Genomic DNA, 23,857 nt, shown 5'->3' with positions numbered 1-23,857 from the left:
TCTGCTGGCGGGACGCTGCGCCGGAAGCACGCAGGATTGTGAAGGCTAGTGTTGCAACGTTACTCACTGGCTCCCTAACACATATTAGGTGGGAAAAGGTCATCTAATTTAGAAAATTCACCTGTCCAAAGTGATTTAAGTGGAATAAGGCAACCTAATTTAGCCGATATGCCGTCCGGATGCCCAAAACCCGAAATGTAAGCGGATTAATTCCAACTAATCTTACCACGCAGGCAATTTAGGAGAGATTAGGTGCCGAATTTCCAACTAAATGCATTAAGTCAGGCACAAACACACCACAATCAAGAAAGGAACATAACAATGACAACAAACCAAGGGGCTCAAGGTTTAAAAAGAAAAGCAATAACCTCCATTTCAGCACTGCTCGTACTGGGAACATTATCCGCCTGCGGCGGCAATAACAATGCAGCCGAGAACGCACAGGGCGGAGACAGCGGCGCACCCGCCGCCGAAGGGCCGTTCAAAATGTCCATGATGCTGACCAGCTATAACCCGGAGCCGATGGACCCGGAGGGAGAGCTGTATAAGCAGCTGGAGGAACGGACCAATACAGACCTCAGCATCACCTGGGTGCCGTCGACCACCTATTCGGATAAGCTGAGCGCAACAGTCGCCTCGGGCGAGCTGCCGAGTGCCGTGCTGGTTCTGGACCAGAAGCTTCCCTACATCGTTAATTCAGCGCGCTCCGGAATGTTCTGGGAGCTTGGGCCTTACCTGAAGGATTACCCGAACCTGAGCCGGATGGACGATGTGGCTCTGAATGCCATCTCCATTGACGGTAAGGTATACGGGATTTACCGTGCACGGGATCTGGCCCGGGACGGCCTGATGCTGCGCAAGGACTGGCTGGATAATCTGGGCCTGCAGGAGCCGAAGACGATTGACGAGTTCTACGAGGTGCTGAAGGCATTCGTGAATAATGACCCTGACAAGAACGGCAAAGCCGATACGATCGGCCTCGCCGAGCAGCAGGTTGCGTCAGGCTGGCGGGCGATGCTGACCTGGATGGGCGGTCCGGCCGACTGGGAGATCAAGGACGGCAAGGCAAGCCCGGCGCATCTGTCGCCCGCTTTTCTGGAAACGATGAAGTTCTACAAGAAGCTGTACGACGAAAAGCTGATCAACCTGGACTTCGCTGTGGTTAAGGATGGCAAGCAGATGATCAATGCCGGCAAGGCCGGGGCATGGGTTGCCAATCTGAACGATGCCAACGGCATTGAAGAAAGCGTCCAAAAGGTGACACCAACCGGTGCAATTACCATGGTTAACGCGCTTGAAGGTCCGGCAGGACTCCGCAGCCCAGGGGGATCTGGCTCATACGGGATTTTCATGATTCCGAAGACTTCGGTCAAGACAGAAGCGGACCTCAAGGCCGTGCTGAACTTTTTTGACAAAGTATCCGACGACGATATGCAGAACATGCTGGTTAACGGGCTGGAGGGCCGCCAGTTCACGCTGGATAACGGGAATTACGTGAAGACAACAGACCCGAAAATGCTGGCCGAATACGGGATGGGTGATTCCTCGCAGCTGGCTGTACTGAGAGATAAGGTAGTGACTTACGGCAAGCCGCTGGTGCATCTGCGTGATGAGATGTGGAAAAAGAATGCGGAGATCGCCGTGGTCAATCCGATCCAGCCGTTTATCTCGGATACCTACAGCGAACGGGGATCAGAGCTCAGCAAAATCATTGACGATGCCCGGGTGCGCTTCATTATGGGGGATCTGGACGAGAGCGGCTGGAATGCGGCGGTAGCCAAATGGGAGCAGGACGGCGGCTCTAAGGTCATTGAAGAATATACGGCGGCTTACAATCAGGCGAACGGGCAATAACAGCAAGCCTTCCTGAGGGGCCCTTTTGAAAATCCCCATATGCTAAAATAAAGGCAACAAACGATTGCGGGGGTAGTGAGTCATGCGGATATCGAGCTATTTGCGGAAATTAATCATACTTACTTTACTGATCGGTGCTTTTCCGGTGCTGATCTTAGGCTGGTATTCCTATCACTACTCCTCCCAATCTGTGCTGCAGCAGGTCGAGGAACGCAATTCCCAAGTGCTCAGGCAGAGCCAGCTGCGGGTGGAGCAGACGCTCAAAATGATCGATTTCTCCACGACACAGCTGCTTGGACTGCCCATAGTGACCAAGGCGATTGCGACAAAGCTTGATATAGATGACATGGAAATCATTCACGAGCTGTATAAACATCTCTCTTCGATCCAGACGTTCGAGCTTGGCATCAAGGATGTGTATCTGTACAGTCTGGAGCAGGATTGGCTGATTACCAATTCCGGCCTTGACGCATACAATCAGCCGGGACTGAAGGAGAAGCTCCGTTCATTCTCCGGCATGTCTAACGGTTCGATGTGGGTCAGCGGCAATTCAGCCAGCATCCAGGGGGCGGAGGGGATGGTCGAACTGAATCATGCCGTCATTAATCTGAAAAAATGGCCGATCAACGCAAGCAGGCCGCGGGGGCTGATTGCGGTGGTAATGTCCGCCCAGCAGCTCAGTGATCTGATTGACAGTGATCCGGGTATGGGCAATGTGTTCATTCTGGATGAGGACGGCCGGGTGATTACCCATCCGGATTCCTCGCTGCTGGGCAAGGATCTGTCAGAGGAGAATTACATTCAAGCTGTCAGAGCGCAGACGGAGGCTAACGGAGTCTTCAGCGGCCTGGCCGGAGAGAGCAAGGCGTCTATATCCTTCCGTAAGTCTGCTTACAACGGATGGACCTATGTATCAGTTGTTCCTACCCAGGCGGTGACGCAGCAGGCTACAGCCATTGGGAGAACCTCGATCCTGATCAGTCTCGGCGTGCTTGCCGCTACCGTGCTTACAGCTCTGATCGGCTCGCGGCGGATGTATACTCCGGTGAGATCGATATACCGGTCCCTGCTGCCGGACAAAGAGCCGCGGCCCAAAAAAGACGAGTTCACCGCCATCTCCGACCGCATTCAGGGCATTTTGTCCGATCAGAGCAAGCTGCGGTTTGAGCTGGCCGGACAGCAGCAGCAGCTGGCAGAGTTTCTGGTCCGCAAAATGCTGCTGGGCGAAGCAAGATCCCAGGGGATACAGGAACGGCTGGCGGATTACGGATACGGCTACACCGGGGATTGGACGCTTATGCGGGTGCTGCTTGTGCAGATAGACCGGCCGGACAGCAGCCGTTTTACAGAGCAGGACCGGGATCTGCTGCTGTTCGCGGTCAGCAATATTGCGCATGAAGTGGTTCCCGAAGGAGACCGGCTGCCGCCGATTGTCATCCGGGAGTCTGTTGTTATACTGGTTGGCACAAAGGCGCAGTCGGAGGAGGCTTTTAAGGAGGCAGTGTACGCGAGAGCTGCCGAGGTGCAGGCTTCCGTAAAAAGCTATCTGCAGCTGCAGGCCAGCATCGGCATCAGCCGCTCCTGTACAGCATGGCCGGAGGTGAGCCGCGGGTATGAGGAAGGCGAGATTGCGCTGAAATACCGGGCCAGATTGGGCGAAGAGGTCATCCTGTTTATCGAGGATGTACAGCCCGCCCGGCGCAAGGAAATCATCTATCCCAAAACGCTGGAGGATGAGCTGACCGGGGCAATCAAGTCACTGGACCGGCAGCGTGCGGCAGAAGTCTTATCCTTAATGATGAATGCGCTCGCAAGCGAGGAATATGATCATCAGGAGTATCAGATGTCGCTGGTGCGGCTGCTGATGGCCCTCATCCGGCTGCTGCAGGATTCCGGTATTTCGCATCATCAGCTTAAGCCTGACGGCGACCCGCTGTTCGAGGAGCTGCTCGGGATGCACAGTCCCCGCGATATAGAAGAATGGTTCAATGATACACTGGTCCGGCCTGCCATCGGGTTGCTTGAAGAACGGCAGAAGAATCAGTTCACCAGCATCTCCGAAGAAGTGAAGCAGCTGATTGCGGAAGCTTTTGACACCGATCTGACGCTGGAAAAATGCTCCGCGAGGCTGAATTATCATCCGCAGTATATCAGCCGGGTATTCCGCCAGGAGACCGGCATCAGCTTCACCGATTACCTGGCGCAATACCGGCTGACTGTCGCCAAAAGATGGCTGAAGGAAACGGATCTGACAATTACCGAAATTGCTTTGAAGCTGAAATATAACAACCCGGCGAATTTTATCCGCTATTTCCGCAAGATGGAGGGGATTACACCGGGCCAATACCGGAATAATCTGACGGGATAGCTGCAAAAATGCCGCCGGGGTCTACAGCGAACAGGAAAGGTGTGCATTGCAATTGAGCAGAAGCGGACCCTACGGATTTTTTAATGAAAGTGGCAGTCAGTATGCCATCACGACACCCCGGACACCGGCAAGGTGGTTCAACTATTTATTTAACGATTCCTATTATATGGAGGTTTCCCAGACCGGGCAGGGAGACAGCGTAGCTTTTGAGCCCCGGCACCGTACCATTACGCGCGGATACCGCTTTTTTTATGTGAGAGATCACGGAACAGGGCAGGCTTGGGCTCCGCTGTATCAGCCGCTGAAGAGCGAACCTGATGCTTATGAGTGCATTCATGGCCTGGCGGATACGGAAATCCGCTCCAGTTCCCATAGGATTGAAACCTCCGTGCATGTGTTTGTCCCTCATGAAGGCCAGCAGGAAGTCTGGACGGTGACGCTTAAAAATGCCGGAGCGGAGCCGAGGGAGCTGTCTCTGTTCACGGCTTTTTCTTGGGAGAACGGCGGTGTCATGGGCAGCAAATGTGATTTTGATGAAGAGACGCAGATTCTGTCTGCTTATTCTTTTCCCTACCATGTGACCTATGAGCAAAAAGCCGGCTGTGACGATCATACCAACGTTGTCTACGTCTATTCCGATCGGCAGGTAGATTCCTATGACTGCAGCCAGCGCACCTTCTTTGGCGGTGACGACATTTATGAGCTGCCGGCCGCTGTGCGGAATGGAAGGTGTTCGGGGCAGCGGGCGGAGGCGGAGCATCCGGTGGGTGCGATGCAGCAGCGGATTATGCTTCAGCCGGGAGAGGCTGCGGTAAGCCGTTTTGTTGCTGGCTGTGCCCATTCGCTTGAAGAGGCAGCTGCAAATAAGGCTAGGCTGACCGCCAAGGGCTTTGATGTTCTGCATAAGGAGGTTATGGAGTATTGGGAGCGGATCAGCGCCACTTTCCAGATTGAGACACCGGATGAGCACGTTAATTCCTTTATGAATGTCTGGCTCAAAAAACAGATTGTCATGCAGACCCGCACGAACCGGATGTCCAATTACTGCCCGGTCCGCAACCAGCTGCAGGATGCTCTAGGCTATGCGCTAGTTGATCCAGAGGGGGCGGCCGATTATATGCTCTCTGTGCTGGAAGGCCAGGAAAAGAACGGCTTTATCCAGCAGTGGATTATGACGGACGGATCACCGCCCAAAAATCTGTGCCTGCTGAAGCATACAGACGGCCCGGTCTGGCTCATCATCTGCATGACCGCGCTGGTGAATCAGAGTGGAGACCCGGAGCTGCTGCACCGGCAGGCAGCTTTCAAGGACTATGATGATACCGCTTCCATTTATGAGCATCTGGTGCTCGCAGCTGATTATATGGCGGGTGCGACCGGGGAACACGGCATTTGCCTGATGGGTGACGGCGACTGGAATGATCCGATCAACGGTCCCGGCCGGCTGGGCCGCGGCGAATCGGTCTGGAACACGATGGCGCTGGTGTATGGCATCCGGGTTCTGCTGCCGTTCTGTGAACGGCTTGGTGATAAAGAAAGTGCAGAGCGCCTCCGGTCGGCGGCTGTGCGGCTGGCGGAAGCGGTGAACACCAGCTGCTGGGACGGGGAATGGTACATCGCCGGGTTTGATGATAACGGCGAGCCGTTTGGAACAGCCCGGGACGAGGAAGGGCAGCTGTTCCTGAACACCCAGACCTGGGCAGCTATGAGCGGTATTGCGGATGGGGGGCGGCTTGAGAAATGCCTTGCGGCGATCGACAGTCTGGATACCCCGTTCGGGCCGCGGCTGCTTGTGCCGCCGTTCAGCGGCTGGAATCCGAAATGGGGGCGGATCAGCCTCAAGCTGGCGGGCACGACAGAGAACGGCTCTGTCTATTGCCATGCCTCCATGTTCAAGGCATTCGCCGACTGCATCGCCGGGCGGGGCACAGCAGCCTGGGAGACGATCAGCCGGACGCTGCCGACGAACAGGGATAATCCGCCCGAGCGTAACGGGCAGGTGCCGATTTTTGTGCCGAATTATTATTTCGGTCTGGCCGGCTCGCCCAGCTACGGCAAGTCCAGCCATCATGTCTCCACAGGTACGGTTGGCTGGATGCTCTGGACTACGCTGGAATATGCGCTTGGAATCAGAGCGACGGCAGACGGCCTGGTCATTGACCCCTGTATTCCGGCAGAATGGCCCGGTTACCGGGTGGAGCGCCGGTTCCGTAAAGCGGTATACCGGGTTCAAGTAACGAACCCTGACCGGATCAGCCGGGGAACAACGAGTGTGCTTGTGGATGGCGAAGCCTGGAGCGGTACAGAGCTTCCTTATGAAGACGGCAGGGAGTATGAGGTCTCTGTTCAGCTTGTGCCGGAAGGATAAATAGATATGGAATCGACAGATTGGAGTGAATGCAGCATGCTGTTTCCAAAAGATACGCTAACGCGCGAGGTCAAGGATCTGTCGGGGATCTGGCGTTTCAAGCCGGATCCGGAGAACAAGGGCAGGGAGGAGGAATGGTTCAAATCGCCGCTTCAAGATACCATACCTATGCCGGTACCCGCCAGCTACAATGACATCCTCTGCCGCCGGGCCGGATTAAAACGTTTGATGACGAGAAGCACCCGGAGGGCTACAGGGTGCAGGAATATTTTCATGATTTCTTCAATTATGCCGGGCTGCACCGGCCGATTACGATTGTACAGTGGCTGCTGCCGGACAAGTGCAAGGTATCGCCCAAGGCTGCCGCCCATATGCTCCGCGGCCGCTGGAGTGAGATGGGGGAGTATCCGGTTAAGATGAACGGAAAACAGGAAGAGGGATAAAGCCAAAGCCGCGCAGGGATGCGCGGCTTTGGGTTTTGGCTGGTAGTTATTTTCAGCTGGCTAGTTCATCGGCTCTGATTGCTTAGAATGGCCTATGTGACATATCTGGCTGTATGATTTGACTGATATTTATTCAATTAACTTCCGGGTCACTCCCGCCTAAAGTAATCTATTGCACGTAATACAGCTGAATCCGGTTTGGAGCATCCCAGCGGGCATTCAAGTGTACAAAATGCAATCACAGCAGATATTACCTACAATCTACCAATCCGCTAACTCAATTACCCGTTACTGCACGCTGAGGTTGTCCCAATTGACCTGAAACTCCTCCAGCATGCCTTCCTTGGTCAGCTTGCCGCCCAAGTAACCCTGTATGCTGCTGGACAGCTCCTGCGGCATCCCGTTAGGCAGGCGTGACCAGTTCCAGGTCAGCGCCTGATCCTTATCTGTATATTCCAGCACCTCTGCACCCAGGGAGCCCAGATCCTCTACGGTCCCTTCAATGCTGTCGAGCGCAGGGATGAACTGGAACTCCTTGGTGATGTAGGTTTTGCCGGTGTCGGAGGTGACGAGCCAATCCAGAAATACCTTGGCTTCCTCTTTGACAGGGGAGTATTTGTTGACCACCCAGTTACTGGGTACGCCTACATACAGCTTGTCATTGTCTTCGGCTGTATCGTCGATAGGCATCGGCAGGATACCGAGGTTTAGCTGCGGATCAATGCCGTCGATCTGGCCCTGGGTCCAGTTCCCCTGCTGCATCATCGCTGCTTCCCCGCTGGCGACCATGGTGACCTGGGTATTGTAGTCCGTGGATAGTGGATTCCTGTTGCCGTACTCTACCGTCAGATCCAGCAGGTCGATCCACCGGGAGAACACCGGGTCTCCGGCAAAGGTCTTCGAGCCGTCCGTCAGCCCGGCGATAAAAGCCTCAGGATCGGGCTGCTGGGCGAAAGCCACATTCACATTGTGGTTGCCGAGGACGAACCACTCCTGATATCCGTTGGCAAAAGGGGTGATGCCCGCTGCCTGCAGCTTCTCGGCCGCCTCTCTAAGAGCGGTGAGCGTCAGCGGCTTTTCAGTGATTCCGGCCTGCTGGAACAGGTCCTTATTATAAATAAAGCCATAGCCTTCAAGGTTCATCGGCATGCCGTACAGCTTGCCGTCAACGGTCATCTGTTCAGCAGCAAGCGGCTTCACATCCTTGGCCCAGGCTTCGCCGCTGAGGTCCTCCAGATATTCCAGCCACATGTCGCGCTCATTATTGCCGCCGATCGTGAAAATGTCCGGCTCATCCCCGGACGAGAACTTGGCGCGCAGGGAGGCCCCGTAGTCGCTGCCGCCGCCGACACTCTGGATTTCTAGACGGATATCCGGGTGTTCCTTTTCAAATTCCGTTTTCAGTGAGGCCAGCGCCTCGGATATTTCAACCTTGAACTGGTAGATATGCACCGTTTTTATTCCATCCGCATTGCCGCTGCCGCGTCCGCAGCCGGAGATGAGTCCAGCCAGCAGCAGAGAGCATGCGAGGAGCATTCCGCGTTTTTTGATCATATCGATTCATCCTCTCAGCCTGAAAAGTACGTTACCATGCGCTAGCCCTTCACAGAGCCCTGGGCAATGCCTTCAATAATATACTTCTGCATCAGCAGGAAAAAGATAACCACCGGCGTAATACCGAGCACGAGACCCGGGAGCGCCAGATCCCACTGCTTGGTGTATTGTCCGAAGAAGCTGTAAGTCGCGATTGGAATCGTCCGCAGCTCCGGGCTCTGCAGAATCAGAGAAGGCATGAGGTAATCATTCCAGATCCACAGTGTATTCAGAATAATAACCGTTACAATGATCGGCTGCATAAGCGGCAGGACAATCCGGAAAAACGTACCGTAAGGGCTGCTTCCGTCCACCCGCGAGGCTTCTTCAATGTCAATCGGCACCGACTTTACAAAGCCGTGGAACAGAAACACAGTCATCGGGGCACCGAACCCCAGATAAGCCAGGATCAGGCCGGCGGTCGTATCCATCACGCCAAGGCCGCTGACAATCTGTACCAGCGGGATCATGATAGCCTGAAAGGGAATGACCATGGCCGCGACGAGTGCGATATAAAGAATACGGTTGTACAGGCTGTTATTGCGGACCATTTTATAGGCGGACATGGAGCACAGGAAGGCCAGCAGAATATTACTGGCTACCGTGACGACCAGGGAGTTCAGAAAAGCATGCGGGAAAGCAGTGGCCTTCCAGGCCTCGGCGTAATTGCTCCACTGGAACGCTGCAGGCAGTGCAGCGGAATCCGACAAAATCGCACTGTAGCTTTTGACCGAGTTGGCCAGCAGGAAATAGAACGGAACAAGAAATACCAGTGCCAGCAGGATAAGCAGCAGCTCGGCCAGCAGCAGGGGAACCTTGTACTTTTTGACGGTAGTCTCCATTACAGCTCCACCTCTCTTTTCTTGGTTGCCCTAACCTGCAGCAGGGAGATAACCGCCACAATGACGAAGAAAACCATCGCTTTAGCTGAACCCATTCCGAACCGGCTGATCGTGTAGGCTTCATTATAAATATTGAGCGCTACCGATTCGGTAGCCTTGAAAGGACCGCCCTTGGTCAGCGACAGGTTCAGGTCGAACAGCTTGAAGGACCAGGAGATCGACAGGAATAGGCAGACCGTCACCGCCGGCATAACCAGCGGAATGGTTACATGGCGCAGCGTCTGCATCAGCCCGGCACCGTCCACCCGGGAGGCTTCAATCAGGCTCTGCGGCACGTTGTTGATTGCGGAAATGTAGATGACCATCAGATAGCCTGCATTTTGCCAGACAAACACAATGACAATTGCCCAGAACGCCGTCCCTTCCGTACCGAGCCAGGGCAGATTAAAGAACGGCCAGCCGGTGGCTGCCCCGATGGAAGTAAACCCTCTGACAAAAATAAACTGCCAGATGAACCCGAGCAGCAGCCCGCCAATGACATGGGGCACAAAAAAGACCGTCCGCAGCAGGTTGCGGGTGAACAGCTTGCGGGTCAGCACGTAAGCAAGCGCGAAGCCGAGCAGGTTAGTCAGCACAAGACCGAATAAAGTGAACTTGGCCGTAAACCAGAACGAATTCAGAAAGGAAGGGTCCTTGGTGAAAATATGTAAATAGTTCCTCAGCCCGGTCCACTCGACATGACGCGAGATCCCGTTCCAGCTGGTAAACGAATAATACAGCCCCAGGAAGAACGGAATCAGAACAATAACAAAGAAAAACAATGACGTCGGCCCGACAAAAATGAACTGCTGCATCAGGCGTGTTCGTTTACTACGGTCCATCATTCCTCACTCCTTTGTGTAAAGTTAAACATTTGATTAAATAACCGGAAGGGTGATTAACCGAATCATTTTTGCTTAATATTGACAGCCCTTTCACAGTGACGTTATGGTAGACTGGTCAGATGAAAAGGGAGGCTGAGGCAGTTGACAGGACTACTAGGCAATCATTTTATTACGCAGATAGGCATTCTGGTGAATGATGTGGAGAAGGTAAGCGCGGCATATGCGGCATTTTTCGGGCTGGAGCAGCCGGAGATTGTGGTTACGGATACAGCTGAACTTGCACAGACCCGCTATAACGGGGAAAAGACGGAGGCGCGGGCGAAGCTGGCCTTTTTTGACATGGGGTCACTGCAGCTGGAGTTAATTGAGCCTGACCATCAGCCGAGCACCTGGCGCGACTATCTGAATGAGCACGGAGAAGGCCCGCATCATATCGCATTTGTGATTGAAGGGATGCAGGACAAGATCATGTTACTTGAAGGCAAGGGCTTTGCGCTGCAGCAGAAGGGTGAGTATACCGGCGGACGTTATGCGTATATGGATACTTTTAAGGAATTGAAGGTACTTGTAGAGCTGCTGGAGAACGATAATTAATAATGGTTAACCCATAGAGGAGGACTTACGGATGGAAAATATTCTGATAACCGGTGCCGGCCGCGGACTGGGCCTTGACCTTACTGCCGAGGCGCTGGAACGGGGGTACTCGGTTATTGCGGGTGTACGCAACCCGGACGGGCAGTCGGAGGGATTGTCTAAGCTTGCCACTGATTACGGGGATAAGCTGAACATAGCCAGGCTGGATGTGACAGATGAAGTAGGAATCACAACGCTGGCTGCTGAGCTTAAAGAGCAGGGCCGCACGCTTGGTGCCATCATCAACAACGCAGCTGTGCTGACTGCACGCAACACACCGGTTGAAGCGCTGGACCTGCAGGACATGCTCACTACAATGGACATTAATTTGTACGGGCCCATCCGTGTGGTCAAGCATTTCCTGCCGCTGCTTACGGAGGCAGAGCCGTCCATTATTAATATCTCGTCGGAAGCGGGCAGCATCACCAATGCATATCCCGGAGACTATCCGTACAGCATCTCCAAGACAGCGCTCACCATGTTCTCCCAGCAGCTGCATGTGTATCTGCAGGAACGCGGAGTCCATGTACTCAGCGTCCACCCGGGCTGGATGCATACCGATATGGGCGGAGAGCAGGCGCCGACAGATCCGCGCCAAAGCGCCAGGGGCGTGCTTGATCTGATTGAGCAGCGTACGGCTCCGGAAGGTCATTTCAGGTTTGTGGATTATACGGGTAAGGATATGAAGATATAGCAGCGCCCACCCGCAGCCGGCCTCCAGAAGACAGAATGAAATCTCTAATTTTGCACTGATTTTTCCGTCAATTGTCCTGGTGTTTCTGAAAGCGGTTATCTTTTATGATTAAGGAGGATGTAACCGTTATCATAAAGAGCTGAGGAGTGACTATGGATGGAAACCGCGACATATCCTTTCCAGCAGACCGGACTGCCGCTTAATGAACGTGTGCAGGATCTGCTGTCCCGATTGACTTTGGATGAAAAAGTAACCTTGATTCCGCAGTATCAGGCGGAGATTGAGCGTTTGGGCATAGGTGCCTATAAGCACGGTACGGAAGGAGCGCACGGCATCTCCTGGCTGGGCAAAGCCACCTCTTTTCCGCAGCCTGTCGGACTGGCCTGCACCTGGAATCCCGAACTGCTGAAGCAAGTCGGCTCGGCGATCGGCGATGAAGCAAGAGCTTTTTATAAAAAGAATCCGACTGTAAACGGACTGACCCTCTGGGCGCCGACGGTAGATATGGAGCGTGACCCGCGCTGGGGACGTACAGAAGAAGCCTATGGAGAAGATCCTGAACTGACCGGTCAGCTAAGCACTGCCCTGGTCAAGGGGATTCAGGGCGATCATCCGGTGTATTTGAAAGCGGTAGCAACACTGAAGCATTTTCTCGGCAACAATAATGAGATTAACCGTGGAGTAGATTCGTCCAGCATAGACCCGCGCAATCTGCGTGAATATTATCTGGAAGCCTTCAAGCCTGCCTTCAAGGAAGGCGGGGCACAGTCGATGATGACCGCCTACAATTCGCTTAATGGTGTGCCTGTAATTTTGCACCCTGCGGTTATGGATGTGGTTAAGGGCGAGTGGGAAATGGACGGCTTTATTGTGAGTGACGCCGGGGATTTGTCCGGCATTGTCAAGGATCACAAGTATTATGAATCCTTTGCCCGTTCCATGGCGGAATCGATCCAAAACGGGATCGACAGCGTAACCGAAGAGACAGCGGAAACGATCAAGGTCATTCATGAGGCACTGGCTGAGGGACTGCTCACCGAAGAGGATCTGGACCGTGCGCTGTTCAACACCTTCCGCGTCCGCTTCCGGCTAGGTGAGTTTGATCCGGAGGAAGGAAATCCGTATACAGCAATAGACGATTCCGTCATTCTGAGCAAGGCCCACAGTGAGCTGTCACTGGAAGCGGCGAAGCAGTCAATTGTGCTGCTGAAGAATGAGAATGGCGCTCTTCCGCTGAACCGGCAGGAGCTATCCAAAGTAGCCGTCATCGGACCGCTTGCGGACGAAGCCTTCAGAGACTGGTATTCCGGCACTTTGGCTTATGGAGTGACTCCACTGCAGGGTGTGACCAAAAAGCTGGCCGGCAAGCAGGTGACCTTTGAAAGCGGCGATGACCGGATTATTCTGACCTCGGCTGCCGGCGGGCAGGCTGTAGGTATGACCGGCGAGGACGGCAGGCTGGCTGTGCTGTATGATGCTCCGGAGCGCGGGGAATTGTTCCGCCATACAGCCTGGGGCTGGACCGCCAATACGCTTGAGGCGACAAGCCGCGGCCAGTATGTTACCTTGAACGACGGCGGAACCCTGACGGCTTCCGCAGACGAAATCTACGGCTGGTATGTGAAGGAATCGCTGGACCTTGTGCCGGAGGAAGACGGGACGGTCAGCCTGCGGACATGGAACGGCAAGCCGATAACCGTTTCTGCTGACGGTACGCTTCAATCCGCGGAGCAAGATGATGCTGAGACCAAAGCGCATGCCTTCCGCAAGAACATCGTCGTGAACGGCGTGGAAGCTGCGGTTGCAGCGGCTAAAGCTGCCGAGGTTGCGGTTGTATTCGTCGGTAACCATCCGCTGCTGAACGGCAAGGAAGAAATCGACAGACCGGATATCGTACTGCCGGAAGAACAGGAGAATCTGGTAAAAGCGGTCTACGCAGCTAATCCGAACACGGTTGTAGTTATCGTCGGCAGCTACCCGATTACGTCCACCTGGATCGACGAGCATATCCCGGCCGTGCTGTATACCTCACACAGCGGTCAAGAGCTGGGCAATGCGGTGGCAGAGGTGCTGTTCGGAGGCTACAGCCCGTCCGGCAAGCTGAATATGACCTGGTTCCGGTCTGTTGACCAGCTTCCTCCGCTGATGGATTACGATATTATTAAGGGCAAAAGAACATATATGTACTTTGACGGCGAGCCGCTGTATCCGTTCGGCCATGGCCTGAGCTATGCGCAGGTAGCCTACAAGCAGCTGGTGCTTAAATCCGGTGAGCTTGAGCTTGAGGGCACGATCAGCCTTGAGGTAGAGCTGGAGAACGCCGGTGCAGTGGATGGAGACGAGGTTGTCCAATTATATGTGCAGTCGCTGTCAACCCGGATTAAGCGACCGCTTAAGCAATTGAAGGGGTTCAAGAAGGTTAGACTGGCGGCAGGAGACAAGCAGACAGTTGCTTTTTCCCTTCCTGTCTCTGAGCTGTCCTTCTGGGATGTAACCCGGGAACAGTACTGCGTGGAGGACGGAGAGTACAATATCCTGATTGGACGTTCCTCCGGCGACATCCGGCTGTCCGCGAAGATCAGAGTACACGGCGAGGTTGTGCCGGCCCGTAATCTGTATCTCCCGGTAAAAGCGGAGAATTATGACGATTACGAAGCTGTTTATCTGGATGAGTGCAAGGCAGGCGGTTCATCGGTTCATCCGGTACAGGACGGCGCCTGGATCGGCTTCCACAATGTGCTACTTGCGGAAGGAGCGGCGGGAGTTGAAGCGCTGGTCTCCTCGAGCCGCGGCGGCAGCATTGAAGTGAGAACCGGCAGTCCGGCAGGCAAGCTGGCGGCAACGCTGGAGGTACCGGCGGGCGGACAGCAGGAATGGAATACTCTGACTGCAGAGGCAAGTGTAGATGCCGGAACAGCTGATGTGTTCCTTGTCTTTACTGGTGAAGTGCTGCTCAGCCGCTTCAAGTTTATACATTAGAATATTTGTTAAAAGCAAACCCGGCAGGCTACGGAATCACGCAGCCTGCCGGGTTATTTGTGCCGTACAAATATTAGTCTCCGCCACCGCCGCCGCCCGAATCCCCGCCGCCGCCGGAATCCCCGCCTCCAAAGCTGCCGCTGTCCGAGCTTCCGTGACTGCTGTGGCCGCTGTCATGGCTGCTGCCCCAGCTGCTTCCGCCATGGTGATGGTCATGATGATGGTTGTGACTGCTGGAGTGATGGTTGTGATGGCTTTGATGCTTGTTGGTTCCGTCAGAATCATCATCCCGGCGGTGATAATCACCTGTAATAATGTTCGGGTCCGCTCCCGTAAAAAAATAATTGTCGGATGGATTGCCGCTCCTGTAATGCCTGCCTCTGCTGCGCGCATTGTTGTTACTCCGTACAACAGCCTGAACAAAGATAGCGACAAAAATAACAGCAAAAATGATTACTATAGTCAAGCTGGCTCCGCTCCTTTTTTAGAAGATGATAAAGAGGACTTCTACAGCGATCATACCATAATTTGCAAAATGTAATAAAATTAATTTGAATACAACATTTTACTCTTCTGAATTGTGTTATTAGAGAAGGGAGGATAAACATGGACGTTTCTACGGAAGACAGCAATAGTATAATCGCCCAAACTTATTATAAGCATGTGGACATGGTTTACCGGATTTGTTTTATGTTCCTGCGAAATGTGCCTGATACAGAAGATGCTGTACAAAGCGTGTTCCTGAAATTCATCCAATCCGGGAAGGCATTTACTGATCCGGAGCATGAAAAGGCATGGTTGATTGTCACAGCTCAAAATCATTGTAAAAACATGCTGAAGTTTTGGTGGAGGAGAAAACGATTTAATCTTGCCGATTTGCCGGAGAGTACGCAGAATCCCAATTCAAATGAGGTTTTTGAACAGTTGATTGCCCTCCCGTATAAGTACAGGACTGTATTGTATCTGTACTACTATGAGGGATACTCGAGCAAAGAAATTGCAGAATTGCTGGGGATTAATGACAGTACTATCCGTACACAGCTCAGGGTAGGCCGGAAGCAGTTCAAACTGCAAATTCAGGAGGGGAAAATATGAAGCCGGAGCAGTTAAACGAATGGTTTGACAGTATCACTCCCACCGGACTGCAGAAGGAAAGTATGCTGCGGCACATCCTTAAGGCTGGTAATTCCGAGCTGGCTGCAAGGCCTGTCCGGCACAATGGAGCAAAGGTGTTGCGTGTGGTCTCAATCATTGCGGCCGTGGTTTTAATTCTTGCGGGAGGTTCATTGGCACGCTCGCTTACCGGAAAATCTTCATTTACGGTGATTGCTTATGCGGACGGAATAGAAGATGCAACGATCGCTTCTGGCAACATGGTCTTAATAACTGGCGATTCCAGCATTGAACTGCCGTTCGGTGCAATCGGTAGGGACAGCGGGCCGATTGAAACTACGGATGAGGATGGAAATAAAGTGATCTCGTATAACACAAACTATACGAATTTGAGCCCGGGAAACGGGACTTTTTCACTACAAGGAGAAAACATCCTGTCCGTCACCTATACCAGTGAAAAAGGATTATTGACCTATACGGATTATGAATTAATGATGCAGGACAAAAATTACATCAAAGCGCAGCAAGCTGCAGCCGAAAAAAACCAAAAGCTGGTTCTAACTGATCTGCTTAACGCACCATATTATCAGTCTGGGCAAACAGTGACGCCGAAGTATTATCCCGAGTTAGGAGATCGATCTTTTGCTGTAGACTGGGCACCGTTTTATGCAACGAAAATGTTATCTGAAGATGGAGACGTCAGCCCTGCCAATCTCCCGCATGACAGAATCACTATAAAGGTGACACTGAAAAATAAAGAGCAGGTGGTTAAAATTATGGATCTTTCATTTGCTGCTGACGGCAGTGTTGTGGCCAAAATGATCAAGTGATAGAACGGAAATAGCCCGTAAATATATTAAGATGCTGAGTGCTAATACATCCGCCCCATATCCTTCCTGTACTGCCGGGGAGTCATTCCCGTAAATTTCTTGAACACCTTAGTGAAATAACTCTGATCGTTAAAATGCAGCCGGATGGCAATATCGGATAAGGTGATCCCGGGCAGCTCCATCAGGCGTTTGGCCTCCTCAATCCGCTCGTGCTGGATATAATCGCTCACGGCCAGTCCGGTTTCTTTCTTGAACAGGTGGGACAAATAGCTGGGGTTTAGTCCGGCAATTTCTGCGAGCCTGCCCAGTGTAATTTCCTCATACAAATGGTTAAAAATATAATTCTGGCACAGGGCGGAGGTCCGGGACTGCTTGGCTTTGCGGTTATCACGGACTCGGTCGGCAAAATCGCACAGCGCGGCAGTCTGCGCCCGGTCCACCGCCGGAATGTCGTTTAGCTCCTCAATGTGCTGAATATGAAAATCGCTGAGGGTATAGGCAATCTCCCAGAACAATCCGCCCTCGATCGCTGCCCGGGTCGCCAGGGTGATGGAGGAGACAGCCAGGTTTTTTTTGCTGCGCAGCCGGCTTTTTTTGGACAGCAGGCCAAAGCTTTCTTCGGAAAATGCCGCCTGGCTCGCGAGCAGCCCCTCCTTATCTCCATTGGCAATATAGCGGAACATTTTGCGTTCCAGCACCGGATCATGATGCAGCCACTCGTTTTCGCGCCGGTAGGAGAGGTCAAGGTCCGGCCCGTCACTGAGCTGCTCTGCCTGCTGCTGCACCGGGGCGGCCAGCAGCAGATCTGTCACGGACAGCTCTTCTCCGGTTACAAGCGTGTATAACAGGAGCGCTGCATGGTACCACCGTATCCGGCTCAGTACGGGCAGGCTGCGGTAGTATTGGAGCCAGCCTTCCTGCAGGCTTGGAGCCAGATTATAATCGCGCATCAGGTCAGCTGCGTTATCCGCGGTAATCGGTGCAGAGAGAGCAGGACCGACTATTACGGTTCCGGCGGAGCCGGACTGCCCGCCAGGGAGCCGGAGCAGAATGAACTGCTCCAGAAATCCGGTCGTGTACAGGAGCGGGAGAGGGGAAGCGCCGCTGTGACCGTCCGTTGGCTGCTGGCTGGAGGCGTATTCCGCAACCTCGTCCAGCAGACTGCTGCTTCCCTGAAGCGGTGCCCGGTACTCATAAGACGCAGGCAGACTCAGCCGGACACTGCCGCCATTATCCAGTAAGCATACCGGAACCCGGTATGCTTCGTAAATTAGCTTGCAAATATAGGCGGTTTGTTCCGTGGCGTATTCAGATTTCAGCATAAGCGACCTCCTTATATCTAAATAAAATACCAAAAAACCAATGAAAATGCCATAAATCTGTGCTGAACTTCGTTAGAATAATAAAAAGAAAACGCATTCCTAGGAGGCTAATTCAGTGACAAAGACGAAGACTGCAACTGACATCCGCGATCTGATCGCGCAAATGACGCTCGAAGAAAAGGCCGGGCTCTGCTCGGGGCTGGATTTCTGGAATACCAAGGGCATTGAACGGCTGGGCATTCCGTCTGTAATGGTGACGGACGGACCGCACGGCTTGCGGAAGCAGCAGGAAGGCGCGGATCATCTGGGGCTGCACAACAGTGTGCCGGCAACCTGTTTTCCTTCGGCGGCGGGACTGGCCTCCACCTGGGACCGTGATTTAATTACACAGGTTGGTGAAGCACTCGGAGCAGAGTGCCAGGCGGAGAATGTAGCTGTGCTGCTCGGTCCGGGCAACAATATCAAGCGTTCGCCGCTGAACGGGCGGAATTTTGAATATTTTTCAGAAGACCCGTTTTTGGCCTCAGAGCTGGCTGCAAGTCATGTCCGGGGTGTACAGAGCCAGGGTGTCGGAACATCGCTTAAGCATTTTGCCGCCAACAACCAGGAGCACCGCAGAATGTCAATCGATGCCGTCATTGACGAGCGGACACTGCGGGAGATCTATCTGGCCAGCTTTGAAGGAACTGTCAAACAGAGCCAGCCCTGGAGTGTGATGTGCTCCTACAACCAGGTGAACGGCGAGTATGCTTCCGAGAGCGAAACGCTGCTGACCAAGGTGCTGCGCGACGAATGGGGGTTTGAAGGCTTTGTAGTATCCGACTGGGGTGCGGTCAATGAGCGGGTGAAGGCGCTGCAGGCCGGACTTGAGCTGGAAATGCCTGCAAGTGGCGGGATCGGAGATGCCAAGATTGTAGCAGCTGTGAACAGCGGCGAGCTGTCGATGGAGACTTTGGATACAGCTGTAGAACGGATGCTGGCTTTTGTCTTCAAAAGTGTGGAGAGCCGCAAGGAGAATGCCTCGTTCGATAAAGAACATCATCATGCACTCGCGCGTCAGGTCGCCCGGGAGAGTATGGTGCTGCTGAGAAATGAAGGGGGCATTCTGCCTCTGGCAAAGAGCGGGACGATTGCTATTATCGGCGAATTTGCCAAAAAACCGCGCTATCAGGGCGGCGGCAGCTCGCATGTGAATCCGACACAGCTGGATGATGCTTTTGCCGAGATGCAGGCGGTTGCCGGAGCTTCTGCCAGCTTCCTGTATGCACAGGGGTATGAGCTTGAAAGCGATGAGGTTAATGAACGTTTGCTGAAAGAGGCGCAGGACGCCGCGGGTCAGGCAGATGTTGCCGTACTGTTCCTCGGACTGCCTGACAGATACGAGTCGGAAGGCTATGACCGCAGCCACCTTTCGCTTCCGGCCAGCCATAAGGCGCTGATTGATGCGGTAGCAGAAGTCCAGGAGAGAGTTATCGTTGTGCTGAGCAACGGATCGCCTGTGGAGATGCCCTGGCTGTCCAAAACCAAAGCGGTGCTGGAGGGATATCTGGGCGGACAGGCTGTTGGCGGCGCAGTTGCCGATCTTCTCTTTGGGGTTGTAAGCCCAAGCGGCAAGCTGGCTGAGACGTTCCCGCAGAAGCTGAGCGACAACCCGTCGTTCCTGAACTTCCCGGGGGAAGGGGACAGGGTGGAGTACAAGGAAGGGCTGTTCGTCGGCTACCGTTATTATGATAAAAAAGAAATCGAGCCGCTGTTCCCGTTCGGCTTCGGACTAAGCTATACCAGCTTTGAGTACAGCAATCTATTGTTAAATAAACGGAGCATTCAGGACACTGAGGCAGTAGAGGTTACAGTAACCGTGAAAAACACCGGCACTATAGCCGGCAAAGAAACCGTACAGCTCTATGTCAGCGATGTGGAGAGCAGTGTGATCCGTCCGCTGCAGGAGCTGAAAGGCTTCACCAAAATAGCGCTCCAGCCGGGTGAAGCGCAGGAAGTTACATTTACATTGGATAAGCGTTCGTTCGCCTATTATGATGTGAAGCTGGGAGACTGGCATGTAGAGAGCGGGGAGTTTACGGTTGCCGTGGCTGCTTCTTCACGTGACGTCCGTCTCACCGCACCTCTGGAAGTAATCTCGAGTGTGAAGACTGTATCCAAGTTTCACCGTAACACCACAGTGGGGGATTTGCTGGCCAATCCGCTGACCGCTGACAAGGCGAAGCACTACAGCAGCATCTTCGGTCTGGAGAGTGCGATGGAGGACAATCCTGAAATGTTCCTGGCGATGATGAAATATATGCCGCTGCGCGCACTGGTCAACTTCGGCCAAGGCAAGTATACCGAAGAGAATCTCGCTGAGGATCTGCGTGAGCTGAACGCCCTGGCCGGACAGGAGTAGGCCGCTTGGAGTTATCTAAAACGCTGGCAGTAGTTTTGTGAACTTCGCCCCATATGGGGCGGGGTCTTTTTTTGGAGCGTGGGGATGTGTAAATAAGCAGGATAGATACAGTCTGTTTGGATTTTTCCCTTTAAGTAGGATATATGTGGCCCGTTTGGGAGGAAATAAAGGGAATTTTCCCTCTAAGTATGATGAAAGTAGCCTGTTTGGGAGGAATAAGGGGATTTTTCCCTTTAAGTAGGATGTACGTGGCCCGATTGGGAGGAGATAAGGGGATTTTTCCCTTTAAGTATGATGAAAGTGGCCTGTTTGGGAGGAAATAAGGGGATTTTTCCCTCTATATCGGCGACACGCTACAACGCAGCTTATGATTTAGTTTGTCGGGCATTAGTAGACGTTTATGGCCCCGCTTGCAGAGCAGTACCAGCCATTTCCGTAGTGGTACTGCTCTACGTGGTTTGCTCCTGCTCCTATCAGAGCTGCCTGTCCAGCAGAAATTCGAGGTTGCGCTGAAACACGGCAGCGGCGTCCCAGCTCCGATATGCTTCCGGAATCGGAATTTCAGCAGCCGTGGGTTTGGACTCCAGACTGCGGTAAGAGCTGCAGATGGCCAGCAGGTCGTTTATGTACTGCTCCATAGATGTAATGCTGCCTGTATCGCTGACCGGGCCGTGCCCCGGTACAACGCAGCGGGTATCCAGGTTCCCGAGTGTCTCCAGTGCACTTAGCCAGCCGTGCGGATCGCCGTCGGTGAGAAGCGGATGATTGTTGACCGCGACTGCGTCTCCGGCGAAGAGCATGGAGTCGGCCGCGAGATGCAGAACCGAATCACATTCTGTATGTGCCCGGCCGAGCGAGAAGAGCCTGCCGCTTCTTTTGGAACCGTGAATCCATAGCTGGTTCCCGTAAGTAACACCGGGATAAGTAACAATCAGCGTCTCAATAGACTCGCGGATTTCCAGCAGATAGCTGTGGCGGGCGGTTAGCTGCTGCCGGGCAGCATCATCCTGTTCAGCCTCAACAGCGGCAGCGGCTGCAGCAGCAATATCTTCATTCAGTTGCGGAAGCAGCGGTGTCATTCGGTCCAGCCACTGCGGCTGGGTTATCTGCATGAGTTCTCTGGTCCGGGCCGAGGAAACAATAGACACACCGGGAAAACACTGATTACCACGGACATGATCGCCGTGCCAGTGGCTGTTAACAACATACCCGATAGGCTGTGCAAGCAGGTGCAGCGCAGCTTCACGCAGATCCCGGCCGGCTTGGGGGGTATTAAAGGTGTCAAAAACCAGCGTAAAGCCGCCCATGTCAATAATGCCTGCATTGCTCATAGCTCCGCCTTGCTCAGAGGCTATAAGCACATAGATGCCTTCAGCCAGCTGGTTGATGCTGAAGTGCCTGGAATGAAACATCATTCCTCCTCCTTCATCTCAAAAAGTAATAAATTCATAATAATACCATTTGTTTCGTGGCGGTAGTCTGATTATCCGCATTTATTGAACTGACGGTTAACAGGGGTTGCTTTCCGGTACGTAATTTGCTAACATACGATGTAACTTAATCAAATTGGTTTTCTAGGGTTCCGCGGGCGGTAACGGCCGGACTGGTCCGAGGGAAAACGCACGGATTCCAGTCCGTGTCTACACGGAGGGATAAAAGCCCGGGAGGTATCGTCAGTGATGACGGTGGCCTTCCGGGCTTTTATGTTGCCGGAGGAAGGTCTGGATTAAGAATTCAGCAAAGCTGGAGGAGAAAGAGATGAGCAAGAGCAGTAAAGCATGGCTGAAAATCGTGGGCGCAGCCTGTTTTGAGGTGATGTGGGTGATCGGACTGAAGCATGCAGCGGCACCATGGGAATGGGGCGTTACGGTATTTGCTATTATTATCAGCTTTTATGTTCTGATCTCTGCAAGCAGCAGACTGCCGGCAGGGACGGTATATGCAGTGTTTGTCGGGCTGGGAACGGCCGGAACTGTCCTGGCGGATATGATCTGGTTCGGGCAGCCGTTTCAGCTGGTGAAGGTAGTCTTGATCGTACTGCTGCTGGCCGGTGTTATCGGACTCAAGCTGGCTACCAAGGACAGTGCGAAGAAGCAGATAAAGGAGGTCTCGTAAAATGGACTGGATAATGCTGATTGGTGCCGGGCTGTGCGAGATGCTCGGTGTGGCAATGATGGCCAGGCTGCAGACGTACCGCAACTGGCGGACACTGGCTTTGCTGATGGCAGGCTTCGGTGCGAGCTTTGTACTGTTATCTCTGGCGATGGTGACGCTTCCCATGGGCACTGCTTATGCAGTGTGGACCGGGATCGGCGCTTCCGGAGGGGCCATCCTTGGCATGGTGCTGTATGGAGAATCAAGGGATATGCGGCGGATCCTTTGCATTGTGCTGATCCTTGGCGCAGCAGTCGGGCTGAAGCTGACCGGCTGATTTTAAGAAGCAATATGTTAAAGATTTGGACACCTGTACGATGTTTCGAACGGAGCAACATGGTAAGTATAGTAAGTATACAATCCATCTGTTAAGGAGACATCACCATATGAACAACAGCATTCACAACCGGGTTAAGCTGCGGGGCGGCGCCACTGTGCCGAGAATCGGCCAGGGCACCTGGTTTATGGGAGAGGATGCGGCAAGCCGGGCCGAGGAGATCGCCTCCCTGCGTCTGGGTGTCGAGCTTGGCATGGATCTGATCGATACCGCTGAAATGTACGGGGACGGGCGCTCCGAGGAGCTGGTGGGTGAAGCCATCCGGGGCATCCGTGATGATGTGTTTCTGGTGTCCAAGGTCTATCCGCACAATGCCGGTATGGAACGGCTTATCCGCAGCTGTGACGGCAGCCTGAAGCGGCTCGGTACGGACCACCTGGATCTGTATCTGCTGCACTGGCGCGGCAATGTTCCTCTGGAAGAAACTGTCGAAGGTATGGAGCAGCTGGTGGCTGCCGGCAAAATCAAGCGCTGGGGTGTGTCCAACCTCGATACGGAGGATATGCGGGAGCTGCTCAGCATACCCGGCGGGGAGAACTGCGCCGTGAATCAGGTACTGTATCATCTGGGTTCAAGAGGCATTGAACACGATCTGCTGGCCTGGGAGCGGAGCCACAACATTCCGATAATGGCGTATTCCCCGCTCGCCCAGGCCGGCAGTCTGCGCAAGGGGCTGACCGAGAACATGGCGGTCCGGCATATTGCCGCCAATCATGAGGTTACACCGCTGCAGATTCTGCTGGCCTGGAGTATCCGCGAGGGGGACGTTATTGCCATACCAAAGGCAGCCTCCCGTAAGCACGTGGAGGAAAATGCGGCGGCAGCCTCCATCAGGCTGAGCGATGAGGAGCTGCAGCAGCTGGATGAAGCTTTTCCACAGCCGGCATGGAGGGTTCCGCTGGATATGATTTGATTGACTGCTGTCCGTGATTTCACGGGCGGCTTTTTTTATTGATCATGAAGAAATAAGCTGCGCAGGTCACGGGTATCCAGGGTATAGAATATAAAATTTCAATTAAAATTTGTATAGAGCATTGCGAAA

The 23,857-nt window shown here is 53.5% G+C and carries 19 protein-coding genes and 1 riboswitch; of the genes, 13 read left to right on the top strand and 6 right to left on the bottom strand.

Annotated elements, in window-relative coordinates:
• Nucleotides 1-321: 321 nt before the first annotated feature.
• The 4 genes from M2108_RS12085 to M2108_RS12070 all read left to right on the top strand — a co-directional run bounded on the left by M2108_RS12085 (nucleotide 322) and on the right by M2108_RS12070 (nucleotide 7,033).
• A complete protein-coding gene (locus tag M2108_RS12085; protein WP_277469585.1) occupies nucleotides 322-1,854 on the top strand; it encodes an extracellular solute-binding protein in 1,533 nt (510 codons plus the stop codon).
• An 82-nt stretch (nucleotides 1,855-1,936) separates the two neighbouring features.
• A complete protein-coding gene (locus M2108_RS12080; RefSeq protein ID WP_277469584.1) occupies nucleotides 1,937-4,222 on the top strand; it encodes an AraC family transcriptional regulator in 2,286 nt (761 codons plus the stop codon).
• 52 nt (nucleotides 4,223-4,274) lie between these two features.
• On the top strand, nucleotides 4,275-6,590 hold the full coding sequence (locus M2108_RS12075; protein ID WP_277469583.1) for a 3-O-beta-D-glucopyranosyl-beta-D-glucuronide phosphorylase: 2,316 nt from the start codon (nucleotides 4,275-4,277) through the stop codon (nucleotides 6,588-6,590).
• 257 nt (nucleotides 6,591-6,847) lie between these two features.
• Nucleotides 6,848-7,033 (top strand): hypothetical protein, encoded by a 186-nt coding sequence (locus tag M2108_RS12070; protein WP_277469582.1) that lies wholly within the window; start codon nucleotides 6,848-6,850, stop codon nucleotides 7,031-7,033.
• Between the two features lie 288 nt (nucleotides 7,034-7,321).
• Here M2108_RS12070 and M2108_RS12065 read toward each other — a convergent pair whose 3' ends face one another.
• From M2108_RS12065 to M2108_RS12055, 3 genes are read right to left on the bottom strand one after another with little or no spacing between them, the layout of a single operon-like run.
• Nucleotides 7,322-8,587, bottom strand: a complete 1,266-nt coding sequence (locus tag M2108_RS12065) for an ABC transporter substrate-binding protein (RefSeq protein WP_277469581.1) — start codon at nucleotides 8,585-8,587, stop codon at nucleotides 7,322-7,324.
• A gap of 41 nt (nucleotides 8,588-8,628) precedes the next feature.
• Nucleotides 8,629-9,468 carry a carbohydrate ABC transporter permease gene (locus M2108_RS12060; protein ID WP_277469580.1) on the bottom strand — a complete coding sequence of 280 codons (840 nt, stop codon included), beginning with the start codon at nucleotides 9,466-9,468 and terminating at the stop codon, nucleotides 8,629-8,631.
• On the bottom strand, nucleotides 9,468-10,349 hold the full coding sequence (locus M2108_RS12055; protein WP_277469579.1) for a carbohydrate ABC transporter permease: 882 nt from the start codon (nucleotides 10,347-10,349) through the stop codon (nucleotides 9,468-9,470). Before M2108_RS12055 ends, M2108_RS12060 begins: the two co-directional genes overlap by 1 nt.
• Before the next feature lie 144 nt (nucleotides 10,350-10,493).
• On the opposite strand from M2108_RS12055, the gene M2108_RS12050 reads away from it, so the two are divergent.
• From M2108_RS12050 to M2108_RS12040, 3 genes are all read left to right on the top strand, one after another.
• Nucleotides 10,494-10,946, top strand: a complete 453-nt coding sequence (locus M2108_RS12050; RefSeq protein ID WP_277469578.1) for a VOC family protein — start codon at nucleotides 10,494-10,496, stop codon at nucleotides 10,944-10,946.
• A 31-nt stretch (nucleotides 10,947-10,977) separates the two neighbouring features.
• Nucleotides 10,978-11,679 (top strand): SDR family oxidoreductase, encoded by a 702-nt coding sequence (locus M2108_RS12045; RefSeq protein ID WP_277469577.1) that lies wholly within the window; start codon nucleotides 10,978-10,980, stop codon nucleotides 11,677-11,679.
• A gap of 156 nt (nucleotides 11,680-11,835) precedes the next feature.
• Nucleotides 11,836-14,658 (top strand): glycoside hydrolase family 3 protein, encoded by a 2,823-nt coding sequence (locus M2108_RS12040; RefSeq protein WP_277469576.1) that lies wholly within the window; start codon nucleotides 11,836-11,838, stop codon nucleotides 14,656-14,658.
• Nucleotides 14,659-14,731: 73 nt separating this feature from the next.
• Here M2108_RS12040 and M2108_RS12035 read toward each other — a convergent pair whose 3' ends face one another.
• Nucleotides 14,732-15,124, bottom strand: coding sequence for a hypothetical protein (locus M2108_RS12035; RefSeq protein ID WP_277469575.1), 393 nt, complete (start codon nucleotides 15,122-15,124; stop codon nucleotides 14,732-14,734).
• A gap of 140 nt (nucleotides 15,125-15,264) precedes the next feature.
• On the opposite strand from M2108_RS12035, the gene M2108_RS12030 reads away from it, so the two are divergent.
• Both M2108_RS12030 and M2108_RS12025 read left to right on the top strand, forming a co-directional pair.
• Entirely contained in the window at nucleotides 15,265-15,753 is a 489-nt protein-coding gene (locus M2108_RS12030) for an RNA polymerase sigma factor (RefSeq protein WP_277469574.1), read from the top strand.
• A complete protein-coding gene (locus tag M2108_RS12025) occupies nucleotides 15,750-16,601 on the top strand; it encodes a hypothetical protein (protein WP_277469573.1) in 852 nt (283 codons plus the stop codon). The genes M2108_RS12030 and M2108_RS12025 overlap by 4 nt, the downstream gene beginning before the upstream one ends.
• A gap of 41 nt (nucleotides 16,602-16,642) precedes the next feature.
• On the opposite strand, the gene M2108_RS12020 is transcribed toward M2108_RS12025, so the two are convergent.
• On the bottom strand, nucleotides 16,643-17,923 hold the full coding sequence (locus M2108_RS12020; protein WP_277469572.1) for a helix-turn-helix domain-containing protein: 1,281 nt from the start codon (nucleotides 17,921-17,923) through the stop codon (nucleotides 16,643-16,645).
• A 163-nt stretch (nucleotides 17,924-18,086) separates the two neighbouring features.
• Between M2108_RS12020 and M2108_RS12015 the strand changes: the two genes are divergently transcribed.
• Nucleotides 18,087-20,324: a glycoside hydrolase family 3 C-terminal domain-containing protein gene (locus tag M2108_RS12015; protein ID WP_277469705.1), complete on the top strand. Its 2,238-nt coding sequence runs from the start codon at nucleotides 18,087-18,089 to the stop codon at nucleotides 20,322-20,324.
• Nucleotides 20,325-20,797: 473 nt separating this feature from the next.
• Here the strand turns inward: M2108_RS12015 and M2108_RS12010 are convergent, their stop codons facing one another.
• Nucleotides 20,798-21,739 (bottom strand): MBL fold metallo-hydrolase, encoded by a 942-nt coding sequence (locus M2108_RS12010; RefSeq protein ID WP_280777031.1) that lies wholly within the window; start codon nucleotides 21,737-21,739, stop codon nucleotides 20,798-20,800.
• A gap of 148 nt (nucleotides 21,740-21,887) precedes the next feature.
• Nucleotides 21,888-21,993, top strand: a riboswitch (guanidine-I (ykkC/yxkD leader).
• An 89-nt stretch (nucleotides 21,994-22,082) separates the two neighbouring features.
• On the opposite strand from M2108_RS12010, the gene M2108_RS12005 reads away from it, so the two are divergent.
• From M2108_RS12005 to M2108_RS11995, 3 genes are all read left to right on the top strand, one after another.
• Complete coding sequence (locus M2108_RS12005; protein ID WP_277469570.1) at nucleotides 22,083-22,439, top strand: DMT family transporter; 357 nt, start codon at nucleotides 22,083-22,085, stop codon at nucleotides 22,437-22,439.
• A gap of 1 nt (nucleotide 22,440) precedes the next feature.
• Complete coding sequence (locus M2108_RS12000; protein WP_277469569.1) at nucleotides 22,441-22,755, top strand: DMT family transporter; 315 nt, start codon at nucleotides 22,441-22,443, stop codon at nucleotides 22,753-22,755.
• Between the two features lie 109 nt (nucleotides 22,756-22,864).
• A complete protein-coding gene (locus tag M2108_RS11995) occupies nucleotides 22,865-23,728 on the top strand; it encodes an aldo/keto reductase (protein WP_277469568.1) in 864 nt (287 codons plus the stop codon).
• The last annotated feature ends 129 nt before the right edge of the window (nucleotides 23,729-23,857 follow it).

The organism is Paenibacillus sp. PastM-3 (genome assembly GCF_029893965.1).
Taxonomy (GTDB): domain Bacteria; phylum Bacillota; class Bacilli; order Paenibacillales; family Paenibacillaceae; genus Paenibacillus_AQ.
This window is presented reverse-complemented; position numbering and strand designations above follow the sequence as displayed.